A 13,937-nucleotide genomic window follows, 5' to 3' on the forward strand; every position below is an offset into this window, starting at 1 on the left:
AGTCTGGTAAACATTAGGCTTTAAAAGCCCACGCTGTACTGTACTCAGTCAGCGTTGGGTAGTTTACTTGTGTCGATCGCCTCTACGCTATGAATTCTACGCAAGTTAGGGAAGGAGAAAATAAAGACCTGTGGCGGAAGAATGAGCCGATGCTGATGATTCACCTTTCATCTTTCGTCCTTGTGGTGCTTTGGTTTCAAAGAATGCTTTTCGGTGACGCAGTTTGGTTTAAGCTCCCGTTTTGGCTTGGCACAGTTCTCGGGTCAAAGATAGGTTTTTTTCTAGCAACTTTATGGGTCTCCCAATCAACGATTTAAGCTATCCATCAAGGGATAGCCACTGCGGTACTTTCAAGATTTAGGCAATTTTTGCATTTTTTCAGGTAACCCATTATTATAGCTTGGTTCGTTTTTAGCGTCAAGGAGTGGTCTAGTTTTAGGGGGGGATCGCTGATTTCGTGAGCGATAATAGCTCGGCCCTTGGTTTGTGGGGGTGTGATGTTCACAGTCAACTCATCAGGGTGAGTCGAAAGAGGCGACAGGCATTTTCTGTAGTTTGGGCAGCTAAGGTTTCTAAGGAAACCCCGCGCAGGGTCGCCACTTGTTCCGCCACGTAGCGAACGTAGGCGGGTTCATTGCGTTTACCGCGTTTGGGAACCGGGGCCAAAAACGGGCAGTCAGTTTCGACCAGGAGGCGATCGCTGGGAACCAGACGAGCGGACTCTTGAATGCTTTGGGCATTCTTGAAGGTGACAATCCCGCTAAAGCTAATATAAAAGCCTAAGTCTAGGAACCATTGGGTCTCTTCGGGAGTTCCGCCCCAACAATGCATGACCCCGGGAACGGGACCGCGATCGCCCCAGAAACTCTGCAATAGTTCAGCCATCTCCTTTGCCGCATCCCGACAATGGATGATCACTGCCTTATTCAGCCGTTGGGCTATTTCTAGCTGGGCTACAAAGGCGGATTGTTGCTGCTGTTGATTTTCGGCCTTATAAAAGTCTAGCCCAGTTTCTCCAATGGCGACCACTCGCGCCTCGGATGCGGCTAATTCTTCAATGCGATCGCCAAGGTGGGAGGACCATTGATGGGCCTCCAAAGGATGCAAGCCCACGGCGAAGGAAATTTCCCCAAACCGATTGGCGAGGCCTTGAATGCTGCCAAATTCTTCAGGCGTGACGCAGGAATGCACAAGATGCACGACCCCGGCTTCATGCCAACGTTCGCGGACCGCCTCTAAATCGCAGTCAAACCGCTCAAAATTAATGTGAACGTGGGTATCTATCAATTGCATCGGAATCGACGCGCTCTTTGGGATGGAAAGATTTACCCGATAAAAGCCGCGAGGTTTCGCGTCTTTCTCAAGGGAGTTAACGATTGAAAAATCAGCAGGGGGAATGGGGTTGGACTAAGGCTTTGAGGGCTTTATAGTCCAACCAACCAAGGACGCCCTCGGTTTCCCGATGTCGTCCATGACCTCAACCCTGCGTTGTGGGTCATCCCTACGAAGCAGCCGATTGCGCCAACTCGTGTTGTTTAACAACTCTGGCTAAATTGGATTTTTTGCGAGCGGCGTTGTTGGCATGAATAACGCCGCATTTTACGGCTTTGTCGATCTTGCTGTAAGCGGCATTGAGCCGATTATGGATCTCTTCTTTCAACTCGGGTGTTGGATTGCTGCCGTATTGCTCGGCAGAGGTTACACATTTCTTGATCAGGGTTTTCACCGCTGATTTATAAGATTTGTTACGCAAGCGATTGCGTTCGGCGATTTGGACGCGCTTGATAGCAGACTTGATGTTAGCCACAGTCGATTAGCCCAGAACTCAATACGGGAACAATTTTGACGATTCTCAACCCTGAAGGAGCGGAGATTCTTGGGCTGAATGTGGCCTCCACTGAGAGAGCCAGTTTCGGGCTTACACATTCAGGTCTAGCCAGAACGGATGTTTTCACATCGTCCATTTAAAGGCTAGTCCCCAAGCTTGACTTCGCGTGCGCCCCACGCTAGTTGATTCTTTCTGTCCTGACCGCCCAGTCTCCAAGTTTTTTACGGATGGTGACGGTTCGGCTTTCCAAGTGGCGGAATAGGACGTTAATCCGGTTTTTTCCCGCCTTGGCTGGTCAGCGACCCAATAGATTTTAACACAGAAAGGAATTTTAACACATATTAAGGAAGTTAAGGCGCAAGAGTTAGGCTCATCCTTGAAGAACGAGAGTTTCGGTGCGTCATGTTTTTGAGAAAACACTATACCATCGAATCAGGGGAAAAATGCATTTCCGTTGAAGAAAATCCAGGTTAAGCTAGAGAAGACGGGGACGGGTAAGCCAAAGCAAAAGCATCGGTAGTCACGGTTGATGTGGCGAGCGACCCGTTCTCCTCAAGGGCAATACCTGTCGATTATCTCCTAACTCCATGCTGCGAATTATTACACAGCGGGCTGAGGCACAAGCTGAACTCCGGCGCATCTGCGATCGCACCCACGACGACCAAGTTGTCCATAAAGAGGCAACGGTTCGAGAAGTGCTCCAAGCGGTTAAACGCCAAGGCGATCGCGCGCTCTTGCATTATACGGCTGAGTTTGACGGGCAATTATTAAAGCCCGAAGACCTGCGCGTGAGCGGATCCGAATTGGATGCCGCCTATCAGCAGGTGTCAAAAGAACTCTTAGACGCCATTTGCTTGGCCAAGCAGAACATTGAAGCGTTCCATCGTCAGCGCGTCCCCAAATCTTGGGTTCAATTTGGGGAAGATGAAGTGGTGCTGGGTAAACGTTATACCCCGGTAGATCGAGCGGGGCTTTACGTTCCGGGGGGGCGGGCCGCCTACCCCAGTACCGTGCTAATGAATGCAATTCCGGCTCTGGTGGCTGGAGTCCCCCGGATTGTGATCTGCACCCCTCCGGGACCCGAAAAAACCATGAACCCAGCGGTCCTGGTGGCGGCCCAGGAAGCGGGAATCCAGGAAATTTATCGGGTGGGGGGCGCTCAGGCGATCGCCGCCTTAGCTTATGGTACGGAAACCATCCCCAAAGTGGATGTGATTACCGGCCCGGGTAACATTTATGTAACCTTGGCGAAAAAGCAGGTTTTTGGGACCGTGGGCATTGACTCCTTAGCCGGTCCCTCGGAAGTCCTGATTATTGCAGATTCCCAAGGCAATCCGGCTCATATCGCGACGGATTTACTGGCGCAAGCTGAACATGACCCCCTCGCCGCCGCGATTCTGATTACCACCGATGCTCAGATTGCTCGCAAGGTCGTCGCTGAAGTCGAGGACCAACTGATTGATCACCCACGCCGGACCCTCACCGAAAAGGCGATCGCCCATTACGGTGTCGTCATTGTGGTTGATTCCCTGCAAATTGCCGCCGAACTCTCCAATGAATTTGCCCCAGAACACCTAGAACTCGAAGTCAGTGACCCTTGGGATTTACTGGAGTTGATTCGTCATGCTGGTGCCATCTTCCTCGGGAACTCCACCCCTGAAGCGGTCGGCGATTACCTCGCAGGCCCTAACCATACCCTTCCCACTTCGGGATCGGCTCGTTATGCCTCAGCTTTGGGGGTGGAAACCTTTATGAAACACTCCAGTTTGATTCAATATTCTCCCAAGGCACTCCAAAAAGTCGCCGGTGCGATTGATGTGCTCACCAAAGCTGAAGGTTTACCATCTCATGGGGATTCGGTCCGCAAGCGCATCAAAGATGGCCCCTAACTTTTGTCGTCGATGGTTTTCACCGGAACACCCAGGGCGATCGCCTCTGGACAAAGAGGACCATCGACTTCTATATCCTTTTTCTATAATCCTTTAGATAATTTTCTGCCGACTGTGACAGGTCGGCTTTTTTATGGGATGAACTGCCTGGGGTTCGGGCGATCGCGTCATCGCGCAACCCATCCCAGATGACCTCAGCTATTTAAAAAAAAATTCCAATTGTTTCTCCCTAAGCATTCCCACTCTAATGCCGCTAAACTAAGCGTTGAGGCGATTTTCTCGGCTGAAATATTTTTCCATTAGGATTGAAGCCGGTTGCCCAAACTTGAAGGTTGCCAATAGTGAATTAGGAGATCGGCATTGTGATTAGTACCATTCTTGTAGCACTTGATGGTTCGGATTTATCAGAGCAAGTCATTGCGACCTTGCATAACCTGAAGCTCGAAACCATGACTCAAATCATTCTGGCTCATGTGATATCCAAAGAGACATCGGATTTGGATGTGTTGGCGGATAGACCCCAAGTCGAGACAGAAGATATCCCGTATCGGGCTATTGAAAAAAAACTTCAATCCTATCAAGAAAAAATTCCTTGTCAAACGGAACTCGAAATTGTCACTGGAGATCCGTCCGAAGAAATTGTCCGCTTGGCTAATATTTATCAGGCTGATTTAATTTTAATTGGCAGCCGAGGCTTAACGGGAATGAAGCGAATTTTACAGGGTTCCGTGAGTTCCCAAGTGGTAACGGATGCTTCTTGTTCTGTTCTGGTTGTTAAGCCAGTCTTACCAACTAAGGGAAAATAAGAAACCGGATTTCTGGCCCAGAAACCCGGTTTCTGGGATGACTGAAAGGAGGTTTTACGGGGAAACGGCTTTAGTCTGAGCGACAAACTCTCGCAGACGCAGCAAATTCATCGTATGGCTTAAATTCAGCGGGAGTAAAGAGACCCCTTCTAGGCGGGACTGTACCCAACCCTCCCCCCAGTACCATTCGTGGAATCCATCAATGCTGCCACTCAATAACAGTCGCAGACAATTTGGGTCAGCACGTTCTACTTCATGTCGAATCGCCAAGGGACCGAGAGAAATGGTAAAGGTGACACCGGAATGCAACTCTTCCGGCAGGGGTGTAGAGAAGCGTTGAGTCCATAGCCATTGTTGGAGGCGATCGCGACGCAGGAGACTGTCGCGAATCACTGTTTCTGGTGCGTCCACTTCGATTCTCAGATGAGCTTGTTGAAAACTGCCTAACATAGTTGAGGTTGAGTGCCTGTGGTGGTTTTCCCTTTTAGTATGGCAGACCACCTGATGTCGGTTGTCAATTGTCGGTTGTCATTTGTTATTTGTCATTTGTTAGTTGTCCTCGTGACGAGAGTTTCTCCCCCATTTCCCCCATTTCCCCCTAAGTCCTGCCCCCATTTCCCCCATCCACCCCATCCTCCCATCTTCCCTTTTACAATAAAGTTGAGATGACTTGTTAAGAATTGTAAGGTTTTGGCATGGTAGATCAACTGATTAGAGCAACAGCAGCCGATGGAGGGATTAGAGCAGTTGGGGTGATTACGACGCGGTTGACGGAAGAGGCGCGTCAGCGGCATAGTCTCTCTTATGTGGCAACGGCGGCCCTAGGACGTACCCTGTCATCGGGATTACTCCTCGCCTCTAGCATGAAGCGCCCGGGGTCCCGAGTGAATCTTCGGGTTAAAGGTAATGGACCATTAGGCGGCATTCTGGTGGATGCGGGATTAGATGGAACCGTGCGCGGATATGTGGAGAATCCCGAGATAGAATTGCCGCCGAATGCGCTCGGAAAACTGGATGTGGGAGGTGCCGTTGGGAATGATGGATATCTCTACATCGTCCGAGATGTGGGATATGGTTACCCTTATTCGAGTACCGTGGAACTGGTTTCTGGTGAAATCGGGGATGATATTGCTCATTATCTGGTGACTTCAGAACAGACGCCTTCGGCCCTGGTGGTGGGGGTATTTGTAGAGGCGGCAGGGGTCCAAGCGTCCGGAGGAATTTTGTTGCAGGTGATGCCAAAAGCGGCAACCGATGATGAACTCGTGGCGCTGTTGGAATCGCGGGTTGCCAGTTTGTCTGGATTTACACCCTTATTACAAGCGGGTAAATCCCTGCCTGATATTTTCGAGCAACTGCTGGGAGATATGGGGTTGAATATTTTACCTGAGAGACAACTGGTGCGCTTCGACTGCGGATGCTCTCATCAACGGATGTTAGGGGCGTTGAAGTTGCTGGGGGAAGAAGAACTTCTGGACATGATCGAGAAAGACGATGGTGCTGAGGCGATTTGTCACTTCTGTGGGGAAGTTTACACTGCCAATCGCGATCAACTCACGGAACTGATTGGGACTTTGCAGGCGGAGTCTTGATGGGGGCGATCGCTATACCGGAACTCCTGTCCCCATCCATCAAACTCATCCCGAGTATGGGGGTCCAGTAACGGTTAAAAACCGGGTTTCTAGTCCAGATTTGCTACTCATGGGTATAAATTCTGTACAGAAACCCGGTTTCTAACCTCTGTTCTATCCTCTAGGGAGTGCAGTCCTAGGTAGAGGTTTTTTGGAAGGTGGGGATCGCAATCGAAATAACATGAGAAGATAAGAAGCAACGAATCAATCGGTTTGACTACTCAACGGTAGAATTAATTGTCCTTCCTTGTCGGATGCGCTAACTCTCCAAACCTGGAATAAGCTGTTTTCCAGGATTCGATCTACTGCGTTAAGGTATCTGGGTGCGGGTACTCTACAGATTGTCAAGGACAAGAAGGATAGAGAAAACCGGAAAGACGGGGGGTGCAGATGTAGATCCGCCTAGAAGGAAAAGGTAGATAAGCGAACGGCGTTGCGAAAAAAAGCTCTAGCACTCTTAACCTAAACAATTCTTGGTGCTAGATTGAGGAAAATATAACCGGCTCTTATCGAACCTAAAACTTAGGTTTTGGAACTGTGACCGAATCGTAAAACCTGTCTTTCTAAAACAGCCAAGCAAGACTGACGCAAGAGTGTTTTCGGGTGGGCTATGACTAAAGATCGCAAATTTCCAGAGCAGTGGCCTAACGCCCAGCCGTCGGAGTCGGGACAACCAGACTCGTCGGCGAAAATGCCTGCATCGTCCCTGTCTGGGTTCCGGGGGAGTGCTGCTGGGGCGGGTTCTCGGCAGGGTTCCTATCTGCACCTGCCGCCTTCAAACTCCGATGTATCCTCCGGACGAGAAGCAACCGATCGCACAGGGTCTCGGAACCCGAAGCGCTTCGGTCAGAGTACGAGGGCTGAACAAGAGTCACGTCAACGCTATCGAGACCGGGGGTCCTCCGATCACCCTCTGCATGGTTGGCTGAAATGGCTGACAAATTGGCAACTCTGGGCGCTGATCACGTTTTTGTTGACGGGAGGACTGGGGGGAACAGCGTTACTGATGTTATTGCGCCTTCCCGAGACGCCCACTTGTGGAGAGAGTGCCTGGACTTCGGGTTCGGAACATTTGTACTGTGCTCAACAAGCGGCAAGCGAGAAAACAGTAGACGGGTTGTTGCGGGCGATCGCTGAGGTGAATCAACTTCCCTCAGACCACCCCCTACGTCCGGAAATCAATCGTCAGATTGAAAAATGGGCAGGACAACTGCTGGATTTGGCTGAGAAAATATTTAATGAAGGCAAGCTCACTGAAGCGATCACCTCCGCCCGTCAGATTCCCAGCAATACGACTGCTGCCGGTTTAGTCCAAGAACGCATTACTCGTTGGCAGTCCATCTGGAATGAGGCGGAAAAACTTTATAAAAATGCTGAGTCAGAGTTGGAAAAGGAAAACTGGAACCAAGCTCTGGGCTATATGCGACAACTGTTGTCCGTGGAAAATACTTACTGGGAAACGGTTCGCTATGATGGCCTCAATCAACTGATTCGGGTTACTCAGCAAGAAGGTCAAACCTTGGAGAAAGCCCGCAGTTTAGCGGAACAAGGAGAACTCAAAAATATCACTGAAGCGATCGCCCTGGTCGATAAGATTGAACCCCAGAGCAAGTTATATAAAAAATCTCGGTCTTTAGCGACTGACTTTGCCAAGCAAATCCTAGCATTAGCCCGCAAAAATGGGGAGGACCAGAAGTGGGAAGATGCGATTTACATGGCTCGTCAAGTTCCGGGTAACAGTTCGGTTAAAAAAGAGGCGGAGGATTTCATCGAACTGACTCGGGCGAGATCTATTGCGACTCGGGTAACGGTGCGCTCTTTGGAAGATGCGATCGCCAAAGCCCAAGTGATTGGCCCCGATCGCCCCCTACACCTGGAAGCCAAACGTTTAATCTCTCAGTGGCAGGATAGTATCAAAGATGTGGCCTACCTAGAACAGGCACGGAATATGGCGATGTCGGGGAATGTTAACAATTTGCGCTCGGCGATCGCTCAAGCTCAACTGGTTAGTCGCACCAATCTGGTCTGGGATCGAGCCCAGGAGGAAATTAACGAGTGGCAAAGTCGGATTGAGGAGACCGAAGACCGGCCCTATCTGCGACAGGCTGAACAACTTGCCAGTTACCGCGATCGCGCTTCGTTGCAAGCGGCAATTGATACGGCCCGAAATGTGGGTTCAGGTCGGGCATTGTATTCTGAGGCTCAGGACAAAATTCAGGGATGGAATCAGGAAATTCAACGACTTGAAGACCAGCCTATCTTAGACCGCGCCTGGAATTTGGCTCAATGGGGAAATTTGAATGGGGCGATCGCCACAGCCCAAGGAATTCGTCCCGGTCGGTTGCTTTACACTGACGCCCAGGCTGCGATTCAAACTTGGCAGCAGGAAGGTCGCGATCGCCAACTCCTAGACAGCGCCTATCAGCTTGGAGATATTTCTCAAAGTCCCGAACGGTTGATGCAGGCGATGGATTTGGCGAATCAAGTCTCTTCTAAGTCAAATTTGCGCTTTAGCGCGGATGCGGCGATTCAAGACTGGAGTCAAAGGATTTTGGCCCTGGCCCAACAACGCTCTTTGGAGAATCTTCCTCAAGCGATCGAACTGGCTCGGATGATTCCATTTTATTCCAATCTGTATAATCAGGCAATGCGAGAAGTTGAGGCATGGGAAACTATTCTGAATCCGCCTCCGGTGCGAGTCCGGGAAACCAGTCCGGCGGCGATCGACCGCAGTCCTACTCCCACGCCCTTCCCCCAAGAAACCCCGACAGAATCGGTCAATCCGCCCGTCTCCCCCTCGGAACCCCCACCAACCCCAACTGACTTCCCGGCCACTGCTGCGCCGACTATGCCCATCGATCCCATCGAAGGCGTAGGAAGGGATTCTCAGAATCCGCCTCCGATTGAACGGATTGAGTAATTAATCCATTAGGCTGGAGCCACTGCCGGTCCTCTCCCCAAGATCTAGGGGAGAGGATTGAATTAGGCTATTGGTACAAACTCTAAACTTGCCAGGATTCTGGGGTTTTCTCTTCAATTTTAAGCCTGAAGATGGTTTGGAGACCAAACCCCTACATGAAAAAACTATTTTTCGTCATTAAATTTACCACCTTGACAGGGCTACTCTTTTTATCCTGAAAATTTGGCTGTCGCTTCCGGGGCTTTAAAAATTCTTAACAAGAAAACTGAGAGCTAAACTAACAAAATAGGGTATAATGGTAAGATTATAGCAGCAAATTCCCGGCTAAAATTTCACCTTAAAATCATAATGCAGCAGGTTGAATAAGTTAGAAAGCCTGTAGGTTTTGCGGTATAAAAATTAGGGGTGCTTCCGGTGGTGAGACAGGGAGAGAAATCTAGTCCAGATCAGGGGGATATCGCTGATGTTGCAGCAGTGGGATAATTACGGTAAGGGGCTTTTACACGGAAGATTGCCCCTCGGTTATCTGCGCGAATGAAATTCACCCAGGATAGAAGAACAGATTTGGCGGGAAGAAGGTAAGCGGATGGAGCAGTTTTGAGCAGAGGTGGCGACGGCAGTCCTCTCCCAGAAGAGTTCAGGGAGAGCAGACGGCAACCGTCCGCGCGATCGCCATTCCGGTTGAGAGGAATGGAGTCAGCCTAAATCTATCGCCATTTTGAGGCACAACCGCTACTCTAGAATAATCAAGCACCACTGTGGACTATTCCTGCCCATCGACATCGGTCAGTCTTAATCGGCGCTGTTGGTGCTTGTTTCAATTAGAGAGAGGGGAGTTTATGTTAGCCCGGAACAGAACAGTTTATGCACAATTATCCTAAGTAGCATTCCAATGGTAAACCATGCCCGCTGTGAATGTAGTCGCAACTCAAAACACCCTAAATATTAATGCATCGTCTGATGAGAAAATTCACGTCCGAGAGGAATTTCCTAAAGCGGTTCTTCGTGAAAATTAGCCAGAGTTTCAAGACATTTATTTCAGTGTACTTCCAGTCAACCGGGAAGCAGAAAATGTCAAAAGCCAAGCGGTTATTGATTTTGTTTTTGGCATTTTTCATCTTGCCGGTAACCTTCGGACTGTTTTCGGGTCAGGCAAATAGCCAAATGCCGGAACCCAGATATTACAGCCAAAACATACCCGTTACCACACCGGATGAGCTGGAAGATGAAAACGGTGACACTGACAACAGCGAGGAGAGTGAGGAAGACGACGACAGCGATTCCCTGCAAAAGTTTGATGAAGTGGTGAAAGATGCTGAAAAACTCCCAGGACTCTTTACCCTTTACCACAATAACAAAACAGGCAAAGTTTACCTGGAAATTCAGCCGGAACAACTCGACACAAACTTCTTATGCGTGATGACGTTAGCATCCGGAATTGGAGAAGGGGGATTATTCCGAGGGATGCCTCTCCAGGATTTTCTCTTTTTCTTTAAACGGGTGAATAAAAACATCCATTTTGGGGTGAGGAATGTTTATTTCCGTGCGCGTCCTGGAGACCCCATCGAGCGATCGCTCAACCGATCCTTTAGTGATTCTGTTCTAGCTTCTTTACCCATCGAAAGCATTCATCCCGAACGGGAAAGCCTGCTGATTGACCTCAATAAATTCCTGATTGAGCGCCAGGATATTACTGGGTTAACTTCACTTTTACCCTGGTTATTAGGAACAGCTTATGTTCGAGATAGCGATAAATCCTATTTTGGGCGAGTTCAAACCTTCCCCGCCAATGTAGAAATTGAGTCCGTTTATGGGTTCACTGGGGGGGAAGGTTTATTCTCTAATGTCCAGAGTTTGCCCGATAGTCGGGGGTTTTCCCTGAACGTGAATTATAGCTTCTCCGCACTGCCGGTTAACAATGGCTTTCGTTCCCGATTAGCGGATAACCGAGTGGGCTATTTTATCACCGCCTATCAAGATTTGTCCGACGATCGCAGTAAAGAACCATTCCAGCGTTATATTAACCGCTGGCATTTGGAAAAAGAAAACCCCGATGCCCCACTTTCTCCCCCGAAACAGCCGATTGTTTTCTGGATCGAAAATAACGTTCCTGTAGAATATCGGGATGCTCTTCGCGAAGGCATAGAAGTGTGGAATCAGGCATTTGAAAAAGCTGGGTTTATTAATGCGATCGAAGCTCGACAGATGCCCGATAATGCAGCTTGGGATCCGTCAGATGTGCGCTACAACACCATTCGCTGGTCCAGTTCCTTTGAATCCTGGTTTGCCGGAGTCGGTCCCTCTCGCGTCAACCCCCTCACCGGGGAAATTTTAGATGCGGATATTCTTATTGATGGGAATATCGTGCGAAGTATCAAAAATGAATATCGCACCCTGGTTCAACAAGAACCCAATGCCTCAGAAATGACCTTCTTGGGCAAAATGTTACAGGGGACTCCCTGCTTCCCCGGGATGAGTGGCAACCCCGGTATGGGTAACACGGAAGCGATGACAGGGAATTCTGGTGTCCCGGTACAGCAACCGCCCCAAGTGCACAGCTTCGTCCGCAAGATGATGGAAAGATACGACCTTTGCTATGGCATGGAAGCGCCACAACAGTTGGCGATCGGGGCAATGGGTTTATCCATGCTTCATAATGCCTTTCCCAGTGGGGAGGAAATGACACAATATATCAATCAGTATCTAACCTTCCTCACTGCCCACGAAGTCGGTCATACCTTGGGACTGCGCCATAACTTCCACGGCAGTACCATGTTATCACCAGAGGATTTGCAGAATACAGCGCTGACTCGCACCCAAGGTATGGTTGCCTCGGTTATGGACTATGTACCCGTGAACTTGGCACCTAGTGACCAGAAACAGGGTGACTTTTTCCCGGTGTTAGTTGGACCTTATGATGAATGGGCGATCGAGTACGGGTATAAACCCCTACCTGGGATGCTTCCTCAACAAGAACAGCGGGAACTGGAACGAATTGCCGATGAAAGTAGCACTAACCCAGATTTAGCTTATGCCCCCGATGAGGATTCGATGGATATTCTCAACCCAGCGGCGAATATGTTTGACCTGAGTGGAGATATGCTGCAATACTCCGAGTGGCAGTTGGAAAATGCCCGGGAAATGTGGGAACGCCTGGATACACGCTATCCCGTCAGTGGGGAAAGTTTCACAGAAGTCCGTCGGATGTTTGATACGGTGTTTTCCTATTATTTCCGACAGGCAATGAATGCGACTCTCTATATCGGGGGTCAATGGTTTAATCGCAATCATGCTGATGGCAACGGACGCTTGCCCTTTGAACCTGTGTCTTTGGAGAAACAGCGTCAGAGTCTGGCATTGCTGCAAAAGTACATTTTCGATGAAACGGCATTACAATTTCCGCCGCAACTTCTGAATAAATTAGCCCCCGATCGCTGGTATCACTGGGGTGCAGTTCCGGTGGTTTATCCCTTGGATTATCCGATTCATCAACGGATTAATTTACTGCAACGGGTCGTTCTGCGCGAGTTGTTCTCCTATCCAAGGCTGATCCGCTTGCAGGATTTAGAATTAAAAACTGACCCAGGTCAAGCCTTGACTATGCAGGAACTATTTGAGACCCTAGAAGGAGGAATTTGGACTGAGGTCGTTAATCGCCCTGATGACCTAAAAGTGATTTCCAGTGTCCGCAGGAGTCTGCAACGAGAACATTTAGGGATGTTAATCGGGATGGTTTTAAGGAGTATAAATGTTCCTGATGAAGCCCGAACCCTTGCCAGGTATAATTTAGGGCAACTCCAAAAGGAAGTGGACAATACTCTAAAACGACGAGGACGGCATCTGGATACCGCCAGTAAAGCCCACCTAGAGGAAACCCGCGATCGCATTGATAAAACCCTAGAGGCGCAGTTCCAGTCGGGTTGAAGATGAGGAGATAGGGGAGATGGGGACTGAAGTTGCTTCTTCCTGTTTGTAGTAACGACTTCAGTCGTTCCCCCTTCCGCAGTAGAGTCAATGCAGTACAATTCTCTAAAAGCATAGGAATTCCTGTGCTTTTGGTGAATCCTCCTTTCCCCGAACTCCTCCTGATCCTTTCTTCTATATAGACTGGCACATGACATTTATTTCGATTGTCTACGCCCTCTTTCTCCTAAGCATCCTGGGTATCTACTGGACCGTTAATAAACAGCGATCGCGCCTGTGGATTTTGTTAATCGCCAGCTTAGTCTTTTACACCTCCCTCCAGGTGGAGTACATTCCCCTGTTGCTGCTAGGGACTTGGATTAACTACCGCATCGGACGGGCGATCGCCAAAACCTCCGAACGTCAACCCAATCCCCAAACCTGGCAACTCACCACCAACGACTGGCAAACCCAATTTGCCGCCTGGGAACGCCGCCGCCTCATCGGATTATGGGGCGGTATCCTCTTCAACATCCTGGTACTCGCCGGGTTCAAATACATTCCCTTCATCTTCAACACCCTAGGGACCTGGTTTGGCTTACCCGCCGCCCAAGAAACCGCAACTTGGTTTCAAATGAACATTCTCCCCCCATTGGGACTAAGTTTTTTCGTCTTTGAATGTATCGCCTACCTGATCGACGTTTATCGCGGTTCCCCCGCCTCCGCCCAATTTCTGCGCTTTGCCTCCTATAAACTATTCTTTCCCAAACTCATCTCCGGACCCATCACCCGGTATCATCACTTCCAACGACAACTCAAAACCCTGATTTTTCCCTCCTCCCATGACTGGGTAGAGGGACTCTGGTTGATTGCCTGTGGCGCATTCAAAAAAGGAGTCGTTGCCGATCGCCTGGGAATCTTCGTCACCCTCAGCTTTGAAAACGTCCAACGCGCAGGCAG

General features: G+C 49.5%; 10 protein-coding genes. 7 read left to right on the top strand and 3 right to left on the bottom strand.

Annotated elements, in window-relative coordinates:
* Positions 1 to 507 precede the first annotated feature (507 nt).
* Positions 508 to 1,293, bottom strand: coding sequence for a TatD family hydrolase (locus tag J0895_RS01030; protein WP_207086290.1), 786 nt, complete (start codon positions 1,291 to 1,293; stop codon positions 508 to 510).
* A 208-nt stretch (positions 1,294 to 1,501) separates the two neighbouring features.
* Positions 1,502 to 1,807 carry a 30S ribosomal protein S20 gene (rpsT, locus tag J0895_RS01035; RefSeq protein ID WP_207086291.1) on the bottom strand — a complete coding sequence of 102 codons (306 nt, stop codon included), beginning with the start codon at positions 1,805 to 1,807 and terminating at the stop codon, positions 1,502 to 1,504.
* Positions 1,808 to 2,415: 608 nt separating this feature from the next.
* Here rpsT and hisD point away from each other — a divergent pair.
* The 3 genes from hisD (at position 2,416) to J0895_RS01050 (ending at position 4,523) form a co-directional block, all read left to right on the top strand.
* On the top strand, positions 2,416 to 3,717 hold the full coding sequence (gene hisD, locus J0895_RS01040; RefSeq protein WP_207086292.1) for a histidinol dehydrogenase: 1,302 nt from the start codon (positions 2,416 to 2,418) through the stop codon (positions 3,715 to 3,717).
* 3 nt (positions 3,718 to 3,720) lie between these two features.
* Complete coding sequence (locus tag J0895_RS01045) at positions 3,721 to 3,909, top strand: hypothetical protein (RefSeq protein WP_207086293.1); 189 nt, start codon at positions 3,721 to 3,723, stop codon at positions 3,907 to 3,909.
* A gap of 170 nt (positions 3,910 to 4,079) precedes the next feature.
* Positions 4,080 to 4,523, top strand: a complete 444-nt coding sequence (locus J0895_RS01050; protein WP_207086294.1) for a universal stress protein — start codon at positions 4,080 to 4,082, stop codon at positions 4,521 to 4,523.
* Between the two features lie 54 nt (positions 4,524 to 4,577).
* On the opposite strand, the gene J0895_RS01055 is transcribed toward J0895_RS01050, so the two are convergent.
* Positions 4,578 to 4,973 carry a hypothetical protein gene (locus J0895_RS01055; protein WP_207086295.1) on the bottom strand — a complete coding sequence of 132 codons (396 nt, stop codon included), beginning with the start codon at positions 4,971 to 4,973 and terminating at the stop codon, positions 4,578 to 4,580.
* Positions 4,974 to 5,218: 245 nt separating this feature from the next.
* Between J0895_RS01055 and hslO the strand changes: the two genes are divergently transcribed.
* The 4 genes from hslO to J0895_RS01075 all read left to right on the top strand — a co-directional run.
* Positions 5,219 to 6,115, top strand: coding sequence for an Hsp33 family molecular chaperone HslO (gene hslO / locus J0895_RS01060; RefSeq protein WP_207086296.1), 897 nt, complete (start codon positions 5,219 to 5,221; stop codon positions 6,113 to 6,115).
* Positions 6,116 to 6,764: 649 nt separating this feature from the next.
* On the top strand, positions 6,765 to 9,074 hold the full coding sequence (locus tag J0895_RS01065; protein WP_207086297.1) for a hypothetical protein: 2,310 nt from the start codon (positions 6,765 to 6,767) through the stop codon (positions 9,072 to 9,074).
* A gap of 1,071 nt (positions 9,075 to 10,145) precedes the next feature.
* Positions 10,146 to 12,998, top strand: coding sequence for a zinc-dependent metalloprotease (locus J0895_RS01070; RefSeq protein ID WP_207086298.1), 2,853 nt, complete (start codon positions 10,146 to 10,148; stop codon positions 12,996 to 12,998).
* Positions 12,999 to 13,188: 190 nt separating this feature from the next.
* Positions 13,189 to 13,937: MBOAT family O-acyltransferase (locus J0895_RS01075; RefSeq protein ID WP_479724791.1), on the top strand; the 749-nt coding region annotated here is incomplete at its 3' end.

It is taken from the genome of Phormidium pseudopriestleyi FRX01 (genome assembly GCF_017313335.1).
In the GTDB taxonomy this organism is placed as follows: Bacteria; Cyanobacteriota; Cyanobacteriia; order Cyanobacteriales; family Laspinemataceae; genus Laspinema; species Laspinema pseudopriestleyi.

What these genes read in the sequence shown, in the direction of transcription:
- J0895_RS01065 (WP_207086297.1), top strand. Translation starts at nt 6,765, where the DNA reads ATGACTAAAGATCGCAAATTTCCAGAGCAGTGGCCTAACGCCCAGCCG.
- hisD (WP_207086292.1), top strand. Translation starts at nt 2,416, where the DNA reads ATGCTGCGAATTATTACACAGCGGGCTGAGGCACAAGCTGAACTCCGG.
- J0895_RS01055 (WP_207086295.1), bottom strand. Translation starts at nt 4,973, where the DNA reads ATGTTAGGCAGTTTTCAACAAGCTCATCTGAGAATCGAAGTGGACGCA.
- J0895_RS01030 (WP_207086290.1), bottom strand. Translation starts at nt 1,293, where the DNA reads ATGCAATTGATAGATACCCACGTTCACATTAATTTTGAGCGGTTTGAC.
- J0895_RS01070 (WP_207086298.1), top strand. Translation starts at nt 10,146, where the DNA reads ATGTCAAAAGCCAAGCGGTTATTGATTTTGTTTTTGGCATTTTTCATC.
- hslO (WP_207086296.1), top strand. Translation starts at nt 5,219, where the DNA reads ATGGTAGATCAACTGATTAGAGCAACAGCAGCCGATGGAGGGATTAGA.